The 13,181-nt window shown below is 62.4% G+C and carries 8 protein-coding genes and 1 pseudogene; 5 read left to right on the forward strand and 4 right to left on the reverse strand.

Annotation, left to right across the window (positions count from 1 at the left end):
* Positions 1-23 precede the first annotated feature (23 nt).
* A complete protein-coding gene (gene fepB / locus K7R23_RS23525) occupies positions 24-971 on the forward strand; it encodes a Fe2+-enterobactin ABC transporter substrate-binding protein (RefSeq protein WP_012904940.1) in 948 nt (315 codons plus the stop codon).
* A gap of 85 nt (positions 972-1,056) precedes the next feature.
* Here the strand turns inward: fepB and entS are convergent, their stop codons facing one another.
* On the reverse strand, positions 1,057-2,304 hold the full coding sequence (entS, locus tag K7R23_RS23530; RefSeq protein ID WP_012904939.1) for an enterobactin transporter EntS: 1,248 nt from the start codon (positions 2,302-2,304) through the stop codon (positions 1,057-1,059).
* 150 nt (positions 2,305-2,454) lie between these two features.
* Here entS and fepD point away from each other — a divergent pair, with 150 nt between their 5' ends.
* The 3 genes from fepD to fepC are packed head-to-tail and all read left to right on the forward strand — an operon-like array spanning position 2,455 to position 5,248.
* Positions 2,455-3,459 (forward strand): Fe(3+)-siderophore ABC transporter permease, encoded by a 1,005-nt coding sequence (gene fepD, locus K7R23_RS23535; RefSeq protein ID WP_012904938.1) that lies wholly within the window; start codon positions 2,455-2,457, stop codon positions 3,457-3,459.
* Entirely contained in the window at positions 3,456-4,448 is a 993-nt protein-coding gene (fepG, locus tag K7R23_RS23540) for an iron-enterobactin ABC transporter permease (protein ID WP_012904937.1), read from the forward strand. The genes fepD and fepG overlap by 4 nt, the downstream gene beginning before the upstream one ends.
* Positions 4,445-5,248 carry an iron-enterobactin ABC transporter ATP-binding protein gene (fepC, locus tag K7R23_RS23545; RefSeq protein ID WP_012904936.1) on the forward strand — a complete coding sequence of 268 codons (804 nt, stop codon included), beginning with the start codon at positions 4,445-4,447 and terminating at the stop codon, positions 5,246-5,248. Before fepG ends, fepC begins: the two co-directional genes overlap by 4 nt.
* Before the next feature lie 49 nt (positions 5,249-5,297).
* Here the strand turns inward: fepC and entF are convergent, their stop codons facing one another.
* The 3 genes and pseudogenes from entF to fes all read right to left on the reverse strand — a co-directional run.
* Positions 5,298-9,185 (reverse strand): enterobactin non-ribosomal peptide synthetase EntF, encoded by a 3,888-nt coding sequence (gene entF / locus K7R23_RS23550; RefSeq protein WP_012904935.1) that lies wholly within the window; start codon positions 9,183-9,185, stop codon positions 5,298-5,300.
* A complete protein-coding gene (locus K7R23_RS23555; RefSeq protein ID WP_024132533.1) occupies positions 9,182-9,400 on the reverse strand; it encodes an MbtH family protein in 219 nt (72 codons plus the stop codon). Before K7R23_RS23555 ends, entF begins: the two co-directional genes overlap by 4 nt.
* A 36-nt stretch (positions 9,401-9,436) precedes the next feature.
* Positions 9,437-10,633 (reverse strand): annotated as a pseudogene (fes, locus tag K7R23_RS23560) (enterochelin esterase); the annotation flags it as partial.
* 243 nt (positions 10,634-10,876) lie between these two features.
* Between fes and K7R23_RS23565 the strand changes: the two are divergent.
* The gene (locus K7R23_RS23565) at positions 10,877-13,138 is read left to right on the forward strand and encodes a TonB-dependent siderophore receptor (RefSeq protein ID WP_012904933.1); all 2,262 of its coding nucleotides are present in this window, start codon (positions 10,877-10,879) and stop codon (positions 13,136-13,138) included.
* Positions 13,139-13,181: the final 43 nt, after the last annotated feature.

Consider the following 13,181-nt stretch of genomic DNA (forward strand, 5'->3'; position numbering starts at 1 on the left):
TAACACTACCCAGGAACTGATTTGTGAGACTCTCTTCCCTTCCCGGCCTGCTAATCGCCCTCTTCGTTTTCGGATTCTCCTCAGCCCAGGCCGCCGACTGGCCGCGTCAAATCACCGACAGCCGCGGAAGCCACACGCTGGCGCACAAGCCTGAACGTATCATCTCTACCAGCGTCACCCTCACCGGCTCCCTGCTGGCGATTGATGCGCCGGTCGTCGCCAGCGGCGCCACCACCCCAAACAACCGCGTGGCTGACGATCGGGGCTTTTTACGCCAGTGGAGCGAGGTGGCGAAAGCGCGCAAACTGACGCGTCTGTATATCGGCGAACCGAGCGCTGAGGCCATCGCCGCGCAAATGCCGGATCTGATTCTGATCAGCGCGACCGGCGGCGACTCCGCGCTGGCGCTCTACGATCAGCTCTCGACCATCGCGCCAACGTTAATCATCAACTACGATGATAAAAGCTGGCAGACGCTGCTGACGCAGCTGGGCGAGATTACCGGCCAGGAAAAGCAGGCCGCCAGCCGCATCGCCGAGTTCGATAAAAAGCTGGCGAGCGTGAAGCAGCAGCTGACGCTGCCGCCGCAGCCGGTAAGCGCGCTGGTCTATACCGCCGCCGCCCACAGCGCTAATCTGTGGACGCCGGAATCGGCCCAGGGCCAGCTGCTGGAGCAGCTTGGCTTTACGCTGGCGCCGCTGCCTGGAGGGTTGCAGGCCAGTCAGAGTCAGGGCAAACGTCACGACATCATTCAGCTTGGCGGGGAAAACCTGGCCGCCGGGCTGAACGGCGAAGCGCTGTTTTTGTTTGCCGGAGACGAAAAGGACGAGAAAGCGATTTATGCCAACCCGCTGCTGGCGCACCTGCCTGCGGTGCAGAATAAGCGCGTTTATGCGCTGGGCACCGAATCCTTCCGTCTGGATTATTACAGCGCGATGCGGGTGTTGGACCGTATTGCGGCGCTGTTTTAATCCGTGCTTTTGCCGGATGGCGGCTGCGCCTTATCCGGCCTACGGGACTGTTTTAACCTCTGTTTTGCCGGATGGCGGCTGTGCCTTATCCGGCCTGCGGGGCTTCGCCCGGCTGCTGACGAAAACGCCGCAGCTCGCTTAGCAGCAGCATCAACATCACGCCAACCGCCACCAGGCCAAATCCGCTGACGCTTGCCGATGCGACCGGCGTCATGACCGCCCCCAGACCTCCCAGCAGCGCTGCGCCAATGGCGTCGCCGGTGACGTTCTGCGCGGTCCACAGGCCGTTGATGCGCCCCAACATATGTTCCGGCGTCTGGGTTTGCAGCATCGTGTATTGCAACAGCGAACTGACCGCGCTCAGCCAGCCGAACAGCGCCAGGCATACCATACCCAGCGCCCAGACCGGCATCAGCGCGAACAGACCAATCGCCAGAAACGATCCGACGGTGGAAATCAGCATAACCAGACCCGGACGCGCGCTGTGCGCCAGCTGTCCACTGGTCAGCGCGCCGACCGCCGCGCCGAGGGGAATAGCGGCGTACAGCAGGCCAATCTGCGCCGCCGACATCTGCCAGCCCGACGCCAGCGCCGGATAGAGCACGCGCACCGCGCTCGCCATCGTCAGCAGGCCGCCGAGCAGCGCGATACCGCCAATCAGCGGACTGGCGAGCAGGAAGCGGAACGCCGCCAGCAGCGAGGTCAGCGGATGCTCACGCGGCTGCGGCGGTGGCGGCAGCGCGGGCAGGCTCAGCAACGGCAGCAGAGTAATAAACGTCCCCGCCGCCGCCAGACCGTAGTTCCAGGCCACGCCGCCGGAGGCAAGCAGCAGACCGCCGAGCATCGGCGAGATCACCGACCCCAGACGCACCGTCAGCATGGTAATCGCCCCGGCCTGCATCAGATTCTCGCGCCCCACCAGCGCAGGGGTTGCCGCCAGCAGCGCCGTCACGCCGAGCGAGGCGAAAAAACCATCCCACAGTCCGAGCAGATAAATCGCTATCAGCGACGGTTCCGGCAGCATGGCGTTCAGGCACAGGCCGATAAAGCCGATGCCGCAGGTGCCGCGCGCCAGCAGGATCACTTTTTTACGCTCATAGCGGTCGGCCAGCACGCCGCCGACCATCAGCCCGACAAACATCGCGCAGCCGGTCAGCGTCACCGAAAGGCCCACCTGCCAGGTGGAGTGGGTCATCATCTGGATCTGCACGGGCACCGCCACGCCGAGCAGGCCCAGCGAAACGATGGAGATAAAACGAGCAAGGAAGACCGCGCGAAATGCCGGATGCGTCTTTAACAGGCTGAGGTTGAGCAGCCAGGAGTTTTTATTCATTACAATGCCTTAGCACTTGTCCATTGCGCCGCTTCCTTTGCCAGTCAGGCCCGGAAAACAGGCTCTTAATATACTTTCGCTAGCTGCACATGCTAACATAATCAAATAAGATCGATAACGATAATTACTATCATTATCAGGGAAGTGGATATGTCATGCTCTGTTTCCGTGACGCGCGCCATTGCCGTGCCCGGATTGTTGTTATTACTGATTGTCGCTACGGCATTAAGCCTGATTATCGGGGCAAAGCCCCTCCCCACCGCCGTGGTGCTGGACGCGCTGAGCGGCAGCTGTCATAGCGCCGACTGCACTATCGTGCTGGACGCGCGTCTGCCGCGCACCCTGGCCGGGCTGCTGGCGGGCGGCGCGTTAGGTCTTGCCGGGGCGCTGATGCAAACGCTGACCCGTAACCCGCTGGCCGACCCCGGCCTGCTGGGCGTCAATTCCGGCGCCAGTTTCGCCATCGTGCTCGGCGCGGCGCTGTTTGGTTTCTCCAGCCCGCAGGAGCAGCTGGCGATGGCCTTCGCCGGGGCGCTGACGGCCTCGCTGATCGTGGCGTTTACCGGCAGCCAGGGCGGTGGTCAGCTCAGTCCGGTGCGCCTGACGCTGGCGGGCGTGGCGCTGGCGGCGGTGCTGGAAGGATTGACCAGCGGCATCGCGCTGCTGAATCCGGACGTCTACGATCAGCTGCGCTTCTGGCAGGCCGGTTCGCTGGACATCCGCAATCTGCATACCCTCAGGGTGGTCATCGTGCCGGTGCTGATTGCGGGCGCGACGGCATTGATGCTCAGCCGCGCGCTGAACAGTCTGAGCCTCGGCAGCGACACCGCCACGGCGCTGGGCAGTAAGGTCGCGCGCACGCAGCTTATCGGCCTGCTGGCGATCACCGTGCTGTGCGGCAGCGCCACGGCAATCGTCGGCCCCATTGCCTTTATCGGCCTGATGATGCCGCACATGGCGCGCTGGCTGGTCGGCGCCGATCACCGCTGGTCGCTGCCCGTCACGCTGCTGGCCACCCCTGCCCTGCTGCTGTTCGCCGATATAATCGGACGCCTGATTGTCCCCGGCGAACTGCGCGTGTCGGTGCTGAGCGCCTTTATCGGCGCGCCGGTATTAATGTTTCTGGTGCGTCGACGTCCGCGGGGTATCGCATGATGCGCGTTTCCCGTCGGCTGCTCGTCAGCTGCCTGTCGCTGATCGTCGGCTGTCTGATCCTCGGCGTCTGGAGCCTGCGCAGCGGCGCCGTTCCCCTTGATACCTCGCAGATTTTCGCCGCCCTGCTCGGCGATGCGCCGCGCAATATCACGATGGTCGTCACCGAATGGCGCCTGCCGCGCGTGCTGATGGCGCTGCTGATTGGCGCGGCGCTCGGCGTCAGCGGGGCGATCTTTCAGTCGCTGATGCGCAACCCGCTGGGCAGTCCGGACGTGATGGGCTTTAACACCGGGGCATGGAGCGGCGTGCTGGTGGCGATGGTGCTGTTTGGTCAGCAGCTGACCGCCATTGCGCTGGCGGCGATGGCAGGGGGAATTCTCACCTCGCTGGTGGTCTGGCTGCTCGCCTGGCGCAACGGCATCGACACCTTCCGCCTGATTATTATCGGCATCGGTATGCGCGCAATGCTGGTGGCGTTTAACACCTGGCTGCTGCTGAAGGCCTCGCTGGAGACGGCGCTCACCGCCGGGCTGTGGAACGCCGGGTCGCTGAATGGCCTGACGTGGTCAAAAACCTGGCCCTCCGCGCCGCTGATTATCCTGATGCTGTTCTGCGCCGCCCTGCTGGTGCGCCGGATGCGGCTGCTGGAAATGGGTGACGACAGCGCCTGCGCGCTGGGCGTCAGCGTCGAGCGCTCGCGTCTGCTGATGATGCTGGTCGCCGTGGCGTTAACCGCCGCCGCTACCGCGCTGGCCGGCCCCATTTCGTTTATTGCGCTGGTTGCGCCGCACATTGCCCGGCGAATCAGCGGCACCGCCCGCTGGGGCTTAACCCAGTCCGCGCTGTGCGGCGGGCTGCTGCTGCTGGCAGCAGATCTCGGCGCGCAGCAGTTGTTTATGCCTTATCAGCTGCCGGTAGGCGTTGTCACCGTCAGCCTCGGCGGTATCTACCTTATCGCCCTGCTCATTCAGGAGTCCCGCAAAAAATGATCGAATCAGTAGCCCGTTTGCGTGGCGACCAGTTAACGCTGGGTTATGGCAAATATACCGTGGCCGAAAATCTCAGCGTATCGATCCCGGATGGACATTTCACCGCCATTATCGGCCCCAACGGTTGCGGAAAATCGACGCTGCTGCGCACCCTGAGTCGTCTGATGACGCCCGCCCACGGCCACGTCTGGCTCGACGGCGAGCACATCCAGCGCTACGCCAGCAAAGAGGTGGCGCGGCGCATCGGCCTGCTGGCGCAAAACGCCACCACGCCGGGCGATATTACCGTACAGGAACTGGTGGCGCGGGGGCGCTATCCGCATCAGCCATTATTCACCCGCTGGCGCAAGGAAGATGAGGAGGCGGTCGCCCGGGCGATGCGCGCCACCGGCATAACCCATCTGGCGAACCAGAACGTCGATACGCTCTCCGGCGGGCAGCGCCAGCGCGCGTGGATCGCAATGGTGCTGGCGCAGGAGACGTCAATTATGCTGCTGGACGAGCCGACCACCTGGCTGGATATCAGCCATCAGATCGATCTGCTGGAGCTGTTGAGCGAACTGAATCGCGAGAAAGGTTATACCCTTGCAGCGGTGCTGCACGATCTGAATCAGGCCTGCCGTTATGCCACCCATTTAATTGCCCTACGCGACGGGAAAATTGTCGCCGAAGGCGCGCCGAAAGAGATTGTCAGCGCGGAACTGATTGAACAGATCTACGGGCTGCGCTGCACGATTATCGCCGATCCGGTAGCGGGGACGCCGCTGGTGGTGCCGCTCGGACGCACGAAGCGGAAATAAAGCAGCCGGACAGCGCGCAGGTCTGTCCGACGGTTTTACACTCTGCCGCTTACCCGCCGTTCAGCTTCCGCGCAACGATCGGGCCAATCGACTCAAACGCCGCCGGAGAGATAATGTCGACGTGGGCGCAGTCCTGACGGTACACCTCCAGCTCTGCGATCCACGGCGCCCAGCTTTTTTCCGGACTCACTCCCTCAGGCAGCGTCCGTTCGGCGACAAACAGGGTCGCCCGCCCGTCAAACGGCACGCTGTGCGCAGTGGTCAGCAGCCGGACGGCATCAGCATAGTTGCCCTCAATGATGCCGAACAGCTCGTCTGAGGTATTCCCCTGCCGTGCGGCAAGAAACGCCTGCCGCTCGCGGTCAATTTCCGCCAGCACCTCAGGGTCCAGCCCGTTGGCCTCTTTTTCCGACCAGTTTTGCGTTTCCGGCGGCCAGGTATCGAGCAGGCCGAGAAAGGCGACCGTTTCACCGCGGGCGCGCAGGCGCGCGGCAATACCCTGGGCTAATGTGCCGCCCAGCGAATAGCCCAGCAGGTAATAGGGGCCGTGCGGCTGCTGCGCAAGCAGCGTCGTCAGATGACGTTCACAGACCGCATCGAGATCGGCAGCCGTCTGCATGGGCCCGTGCGGACGCGGCGACTGAATGCCGGTAATCGACCACTGCGGACTGAGATAACGCGACAGCACGCTAAACTGCCAGGCGAATCCGGACGCCGGATGGAAGCAGAACAGCGTCGGGCCGTCGCTTTTACGCAGCGGCAGCAGCGTTTCAAAACCCAGACGCCGGCTCTGCGCATCGTCATCGGCGGCCAGCAGCGCCGCAAGCTGGGCAACCGTAGAGGCCACCATCACCTGCCCCGGCGTCACCTGCCGCGCACAATCACGGCTGAGCTGCGCCGCCAGCTTCATCGCCAGCAGTGAATGACCGCCCAGCGCAAAGAAATCGGCCTCAACGTCATCAACCTCGCAGCCCAGCAGCGCGCTGAACGCCTGCGCCACGCGGCTTTCCGCTCCCGGTCGCGGCGCGCGGCCTTTAACGCGGCGCGTCAGTTCCGGCATCGGCAGCGCTTTTCTGTCCAGTTTACCGTTAGCGCTGAGCGGTAGCTGCGCCAGTTGCAGCAGGACCACCGGCACCATGTGCGGCGGCAGTTTGTCGCGCAGCTGCGCCTGGAGCGCCGGGATATTCAGCGGCAGGCCGGAGCGCGACACCAGATAGCCCACCAGCTGGCGAGCGTCGCCGCCGGTCGCCGCCGCCTGGTTAAAGACGCAGGCATGGGCCACCGCCTGTTCGACGTCAGGCAGCGCCTGCATAACGCGGTCAATTTCCCCCAGCTCAATCCGCTGACCGCGGATCTTCAGCTGATCGTCGCTGCGCCCGAGATACTCCACCGCGCCGTTATCCAGCCAGCGCGCCACGTCCCCGGTGCGGTACATCCGCTCGCCGGGAGCAAAGGGATCGGCAATAAAGCGGCTCGCCGTCAGATCCGGACGCCCCAGATAGCCCTGCGCCAGCTGAATGCCGGTCAGGTAGAGATCGCCCGCCACGCCCACCGGCACCGGATGCATCATCGCATCAAGAATGCGCAGGCCGGTGTTCCAGACCGGGAAGCCAATCGGCACGCTGCTGCCGTTAACCGCCGCCAGCGCCTCGCCCGAGGCCGGATACCAGCTGACGTCCACCGCCGCCTCGGTCGGGCCGTACAGGTTATGCAACGGCGCATGGGTAAGCTGCTCCCATTCACGGCATAAATCCGCGGGCAGCGCTTCGCCGCTACAGAACACATGCTTCAGGGTCGCGCAGCTTTGCCGGGCGCTTTCCGGGGTTAACGCGGCGACAAACGCCGCCAGCATCGACGGAACAAAGTGAGTGGTCGTCACCCCATAACGGGAAAAGAAATGCTGCATGGCGAACGGATCGCGGTGCGCCTCCGGCGCGGCCATCACCAGCTTCGCCCCGGCAATAAACGGCCAGAAGAATTCCCAGACCGAAACGTCAAAGCTGCACGGCGTTTTTTGCGCCACCACGTCGTCTGCCGTCAGGCGGTAATGGTTCTGCATCCACAGCAGGCGGTTGACGATAGCGGTTTGGCCTACCATTACTCCTTTCGGCCTGCCGGTCGAACCGGAGGTAAAGATGATATAAGCGGTATGCTGCGGCTGTGATAACCCGAGCGGCGCGGTGTCGCCGCCCGCCAGCGGCTCCGCGTAGCAGAGGCTCTCCAGCCCCGGAATATCACTGAAGCGCGGCAGTTGCTCCTCGGTGGTGATCAGCAGCTTCGGCCCCGCATCTTCCAGCATCATCCGCAGACGATCGTCGGGATAACCGGTGTCCAGCGGCAGCCAGGCCGCCCCTGCCTCCACGATGCCGTGCAGGGCGAGGGTCAGGAAGACCGAGCGCGGCAGCGCGACCGCCACGCTGTCGCCCGGCTTCACGCCGCGCTGACGCAGCAGCGTCGCCAGCGCCACCACCTGCTCGCGCATTTCACGATAGCTGAACTGATAGAGCGAATCCGCCAGCGCCGGGGCATCCGGCGTTCTGCTCGCCTGTTGCGCCACCAGCGCGCTGAGCGTCGTGGCGGGAATCTCCACCGCCGTGGCGTTTATCCAGGCAAACTGTTGATACTCTGACGTTAGCAGCATCTCAGCGTCACCGCAGCGCAGCGCCGGGTTTTCGGCAAATTGTTCGATCATCGCCGTCAGCCGCGCGGCGTGCTTTGTCAGGGTCGCTTCATCGTAACGCTGGCGGTTGGCGAGCAGTTCTATGCTCAGGCCGCCCTCTTCATCCGGAAACAGCGCCAGTTCGAGATCGTTAACCGGTCCGGTCGCCAGCGTATGGGTCTGCGCCCGGATGCCAGGCAGATCGAGCTGATAATCAAACACTTTCACGTTGAGCACCGGGCCGAACAGCGGCTCCTCTCCGGCGGCGCGCCCGCCGTCGCGGACAATCTGCTCCGCATCATAGCGCTGATGGCGGCGCATTTTTTTCAGCTGCGCGGAGAGGCGTTGCGCCAGTTCTGCCAAGCTCTCCGCGGCGTCAATTCGTACGGCAAGAGGCAGCACGTTGAGAACCGGTCCGCTGGCGGTCAGCGCCGCCGACCCCATACGGCGCATAAAGATAAAGCCCGCCGCGTACTCCATCCGGTTGCACACTCTGCCGAGCCACAGCGTCACCAGCGCCAGCGCTAAATCGGCGCGCTGAGCGTCAGGAAAGTGGGCCGAAAGCCTGCGGAACGCCCCTTCCGGCGCGTTCAGCTTCAGGCGCAGGATATCCGCCGTCGCCGCGCGTCCCGGCAAGGGGGCGGACGACAGCGAGGCCGGCGGCGGCAGTTCGCTGCGCTGCTGCGCCCAGAAGGCGCCGTCGCGCTGCCAGGCGTCGCTCTGGCGATACTGTTGATACTCATCGACAACATCGGCAAAGGGGGTAAACGGCGACGCCGGCGTCGCGTCTCCCCGCTGCCATGCGCGGTAAATCATGGCGATCTGTCGGGTAATCGCCGGGAAGCTGAAGCCATCGACCAGCAGATGATGATAACGCTGATACCAATACCAGCGGTCATCCGCCACCTGAATCAGCTGCTGAAACGCCAGCGGCTTTCCGCTGTCCGCCCGCAGGTTCTGTTGCAGATCCGCCTGCATCACGGCAAGCGCGGCCTGATGGGGATCGGCGGCATGACGCAGATCGGTAATCGGCGGTTCCGCGAAGGTCAGCGACTCGTCCACCCACTGCCAGACATCGCCGTTATCTTCGCTAAAACGCATCCGCAGAGTGTCAGCCTGCTGCATTCCGGTAACGATGGCGCGCGCCAGCAAAGGCGCATCCAGCTCGCCGTTTAACGCCACGTAGTGCGCCACGCTCCAGGCCGACGGCAAAGTTGAGAGTTTTTCCGCCATCCAGATGCCGGGCTGCGCGGCGACGAGCGGTAAACGACGGCTCATAGCGCCTCCCGGGCAACGGCATAGTGCTGCGGAACTAACGTGGTCCAGCGGCTTTCCAGCCACTGCTGACATGCCTCCTGAGACTGCGGCTCACACACCACCTGCCAACCTTCCGGCAGCGCGCACTGCTGCGGCCAGAGGCTAAACTGACGCTGCGAATTTTGCAGAATGTAGAACTGTCCCTGCGGATTGTCGAAGGGATTGGTGAATTCCATACTCAACTCCTGTCGTGGCAAATCGCCCGTTCGGCCCAGCGGCCGCCAGAGGTCAATTAACCCCTGCATCAGCCCGCCGCGCCAGCAAAGCGCATCATGTCCGCCGTCAACCTGACGCCAGAAAACCGACTGCTGTGTGGTGTGTAGTTGTGCGTAAAGCGCCTGATTCGCGCGCAAAATCAGCGGCTCGTTAACCCCGGCTTCGAGGATAATCCGCAGCCCCTGCGCGCAAAGCTCTCCGGCTTTAAGCTGTTCGATAATCGCCCCCGCCTGCTGGCCGCCGCGATGAGGCCACCAGTAGGATCCGGACTGGCTCAGCACGCAGCCAAAACGCGCAGGCCACTTCAGCCCGGCGTACAGCGACGCCAGGCCGCCGAAGCTTTGTCCCGCCACGATCGTGCGTTCCGGACGATCGCTGAACGGCGCAACGGCGCTGACCTGCGGCAATAACTCTTCCTGTACCGCCAGCCAGAAATCAGCGTTGCAGGGCAGTTCACGGCTGCGTTGCGCGATGTCGATGGCGTCAATCAGCACATACACCGCAGGAGGAAGTTCGCGCCGCCGGGTAAGCGAAGTAAGCGCAGGCCAGACCGGCATACTTTCGGCCCAGAACTGCCCGTCGAGCAGGATCGCCAGCGGCCGCTCATCGTCTGTGTTCTCTGTGCTGGTAAAGACCCATACCCGACGCGTATTGCCCAGCCGTCGACTGCGCCATTGCAGTAAAACGGGAGCGGAGAGCGGCGGCTGCGGATCGTCCCACCCCGGTTGCGCAGGCGCCTGCGGCATCTCCAGCGCCGACACCGCATGGCCCCGCCCGCCCCGCCAGCTCAGCGGATTTAGCGGATCGGCAATTGCCAGCGGCAGCAGCTGTCGCCAGCCTTCACGCAACGCCGCGCGGTCAGGCGTCACGCCCGGCTTAAGGTCGGCAAAAATGTCATCGCGATCGGAGGGAATAAAACAGTAGCTGCCGCGCCAGTTGCCGCTCAGGCGGGTGCACCACTGCCAGACGTCGGTGCCGGTGATGCGCTGCATCGTCTGAGGCAGCACGTTTTGATGATGATCGGTGACGCCGGTGATATAGACCCAGACGCGCCGTACTGGTGAACGGTTTTCATCGCCCTGCGGATCGCGCCACCAGAAGGTCACCTGGTAATCACCGTCGGCTTCCTGCCGCCATTCAGGGCCGTTTTTTGACTGCCACCAGGATTCGCTGCCTACCGTTAACGCCGTCACCTTCTTAACCCCATGTTTATTGCGCAGTTTTTCAATAACCGGTGAAATATAGTGATAATACTATTGATAACTATTTTCATTTGCAATAGCGTATTGTCGCGCTGTGGGAAGCGCGAACACGTTTTAACCAACCGTACTGCGTGCTTTTTCTGGAACAGAAAGTTTTCGCAGAGGCGGCGATATCGGGCCAGATGCCCATTTCCGGCAGCTGGGACACGTGGCTAAAGAAAAGCAGGATAAACAATGAACAAGAAGATTCATTCCCTGGCCATACTGGTCAACTTAGGGGTTTATGGGATAGCGCTGCCTGCTGTGGCAGAAGAAACAACCGACTCACATGACGATACCATCGTGGTGACCGCCGCTCAGCAGAACCTGCAGGCGCCGGGCGTGTCGACCATCACCGCCGATGAAATTCGTAAAAATCCACCCGCCCGCGACGTGGCGGAAATTATCCGCACCATGCCGGGGGTCAACCTGACCGGTAACTCCACCAGCGGCCAGCGCGGCAACAACCGGCAAATCGACATTCGCGGCATGGGGCCGGAGAACACCCTGATTCTGATCGACGGCAAGCCCGTCACCAGCCGCAACTCCGTGCGTCTCGGCTGGCGCGGCGAGCGCGATACCCGCGGCGATACCGCGTGGGTGCCGCCGGAGATGATCGAGCGTATTGAGGTGCTGCGCGGTCCTGCCGCGGCACGTTACGGTAACGGCGCTGCGGGCGGCGTAGTGAATATCATCACCAAAAAAGGCGGCGATGAATGGCACGGCTCGTGGAACACCTACTTCAACGCGCCGGAACATAAAGAAGAAGGCGCGACCAAACGCACTAACTTCAGCCTGAACGGTCCGCTGGGTGGCGATTTCAGTTTCCGTCTGTACGGCAACCTCGATAAAACGCAGGCCGATGCGCGCAATATCAACCAGGGACATCAGTCCGAACGTACCGGCAGCTATGCGGACACCCTGCCCGCCGGGCGCGAAGGGGTAATCAATAAAGATATCAACGGCGTGGTGCGCTGGGATTTCGCGCCGATGCAGTCCCTCGAACTGGAAGCGGGCTACAGCCGCCAGGGCAACCTGTACGCCGGGGATACGCAGAACACCAACACCAACCAACTGGTGAAAGATAACTACGGTAAAGAAACCAATCGCCTCTACCGTCAGAACTACTCCTTGACCTGGAACGGCGGCTGGGATAACGGCGTGACCACCAGCAACTGGGTGCAGTACGAGCACACCCGCAACTCGCGCACCCCGGAAGGGCTGGCGGGCGGTACTGAAGGGATCTTCGACCCGAAAGCCTCGCAGAAGTATGTCGATGCCGATCTGAATGACGTCACGCTGCACAGTGAAGTGAGCGTGCCGCTGGATCTGCTGGTTAACCAGAACCTGACGCTGGGCACCGAATGGACCCAGCAGCGGATGAAGGACATGCTCTCCACCTCACAGACCTTTATGGGCGGCGATATTCCTGGCTATGACAGCTCTGACCGTAGCCCCTATTCGAAAGCGGAGATCTTCTCGCTGTTTGCCGAGAACAACATGGAGCTGACCGACAGCACCATGCTGACCCCGGGTCTGCGTTTCGATCATCACAGCATTGTCGGTAATAACTGGAGCCCGTCGCTGAACCTGTCACAGGGGCTTGGCGACGACTTTACCCTGAAAATGGGCATCGCCCGCGCCTATAAAGCCCCGAGCCTGTACCAGACCAACCCGAACTATATCCTCTACAGTAAGGGCCAGGGCTGCTACGCCACCGGCGCGGCCACCGGTATCGGCTGCTACATGATGGGTAACGACGATCTGAAGGCGGAAACCAGCATCAATAAAGAGATTGGCCTCGAGTTCAAACGCGACGGCTGGCTGGCCGGGATCACCTGGTTCCGCAATGATTACCGCAACAAGATAGAAGCGGGCACCGTGCCGATGGATCGCACCTCGACCATCAGCAAAGGCAAAACCGTTTACACCGATATCTATCAGTGGGAGAACGTGCCGAAAGCGGTGGTTGAAGGGCTGGAAGGAACGCTGAACGTGCCGGTCAGCGAGACGGTGAACTGGACCAACAACATCACTTATATGTTGCAGAGTAAAAACAAAGAGACCGGCGAGCGCCTGTCGATTATCCCGGAGTATACGCTGAACTCAACGCTGAGCTGGCAGGTACGCCAGGACGTGTCTCTGCAATCCACCTTCACCTGGTACGGCAAGCAGGAGCCGAAGAAATACGATTATCAGGGTAAACCGGTAACCGGTTCAGACAAGCAGACCATCAGCCCGTACAGCATTGTTGGCCTGAGCGCCACCTGGGACGTCACCAAAAACGTCAGTCTGACCGGCGGCGTGGATAACGTGTTCGACAAACGTCTGTGGCGTGAGGGGAATGCCCAGACCACCGGCAGCACCACCGACGCTTCTTATATGCGCGGCGCCGGGGCGTACACCTATAACGAACCGGGCCGCACCTGGTTTATGAGCGTCAACACCCACTTCTGATGCCAGTGCACTCTCCCGCATTTGCGGGAGAGTGTTATTATCG

The sequence above is a fragment of the Citrobacter rodentium NBRC 105723 = DSM 16636 genome, from assembly GCF_021278985.1.
Taxonomy (GTDB): Bacteria; Pseudomonadota; Gammaproteobacteria; order Enterobacterales; family Enterobacteriaceae; genus Citrobacter_A; species Citrobacter_A rodentium.

Excerpts from the sequence above, each read along its gene's own strand:
- entS (WP_012904939.1), bottom strand. The coding sequence starts at position 2,304 with ATGAATAAAAACTCCTGGCTGCTCAACCTCAGCCTGTTAAAGACGCAT.
- entF (WP_012904935.1), bottom strand. The coding sequence starts at position 9,185 with ATGAGCCGTCGTTTACCGCTCGTCGCCGCGCAGCCCGGCATCTGGATG.
- fepC (WP_012904936.1), top strand. The coding sequence starts at position 4,445 with ATGATCGAATCAGTAGCCCGTTTGCGTGGCGACCAGTTAACGCTGGGT.
- fepG (WP_012904937.1), top strand. The coding sequence starts at position 3,456 with ATGATGCGCGTTTCCCGTCGGCTGCTCGTCAGCTGCCTGTCGCTGATC.
- fepD (WP_012904938.1), top strand. The coding sequence starts at position 2,455 with ATGTCATGCTCTGTTTCCGTGACGCGCGCCATTGCCGTGCCCGGATTG.
- K7R23_RS23555 (WP_024132533.1), bottom strand. The coding sequence starts at position 9,400 with ATGGAATTCACCAATCCCTTCGACAATCCGCAGGGACAGTTCTACATT.
- K7R23_RS23565 (WP_012904933.1), top strand. The coding sequence starts at position 10,877 with ATGAACAAGAAGATTCATTCCCTGGCCATACTGGTCAACTTAGGGGTT.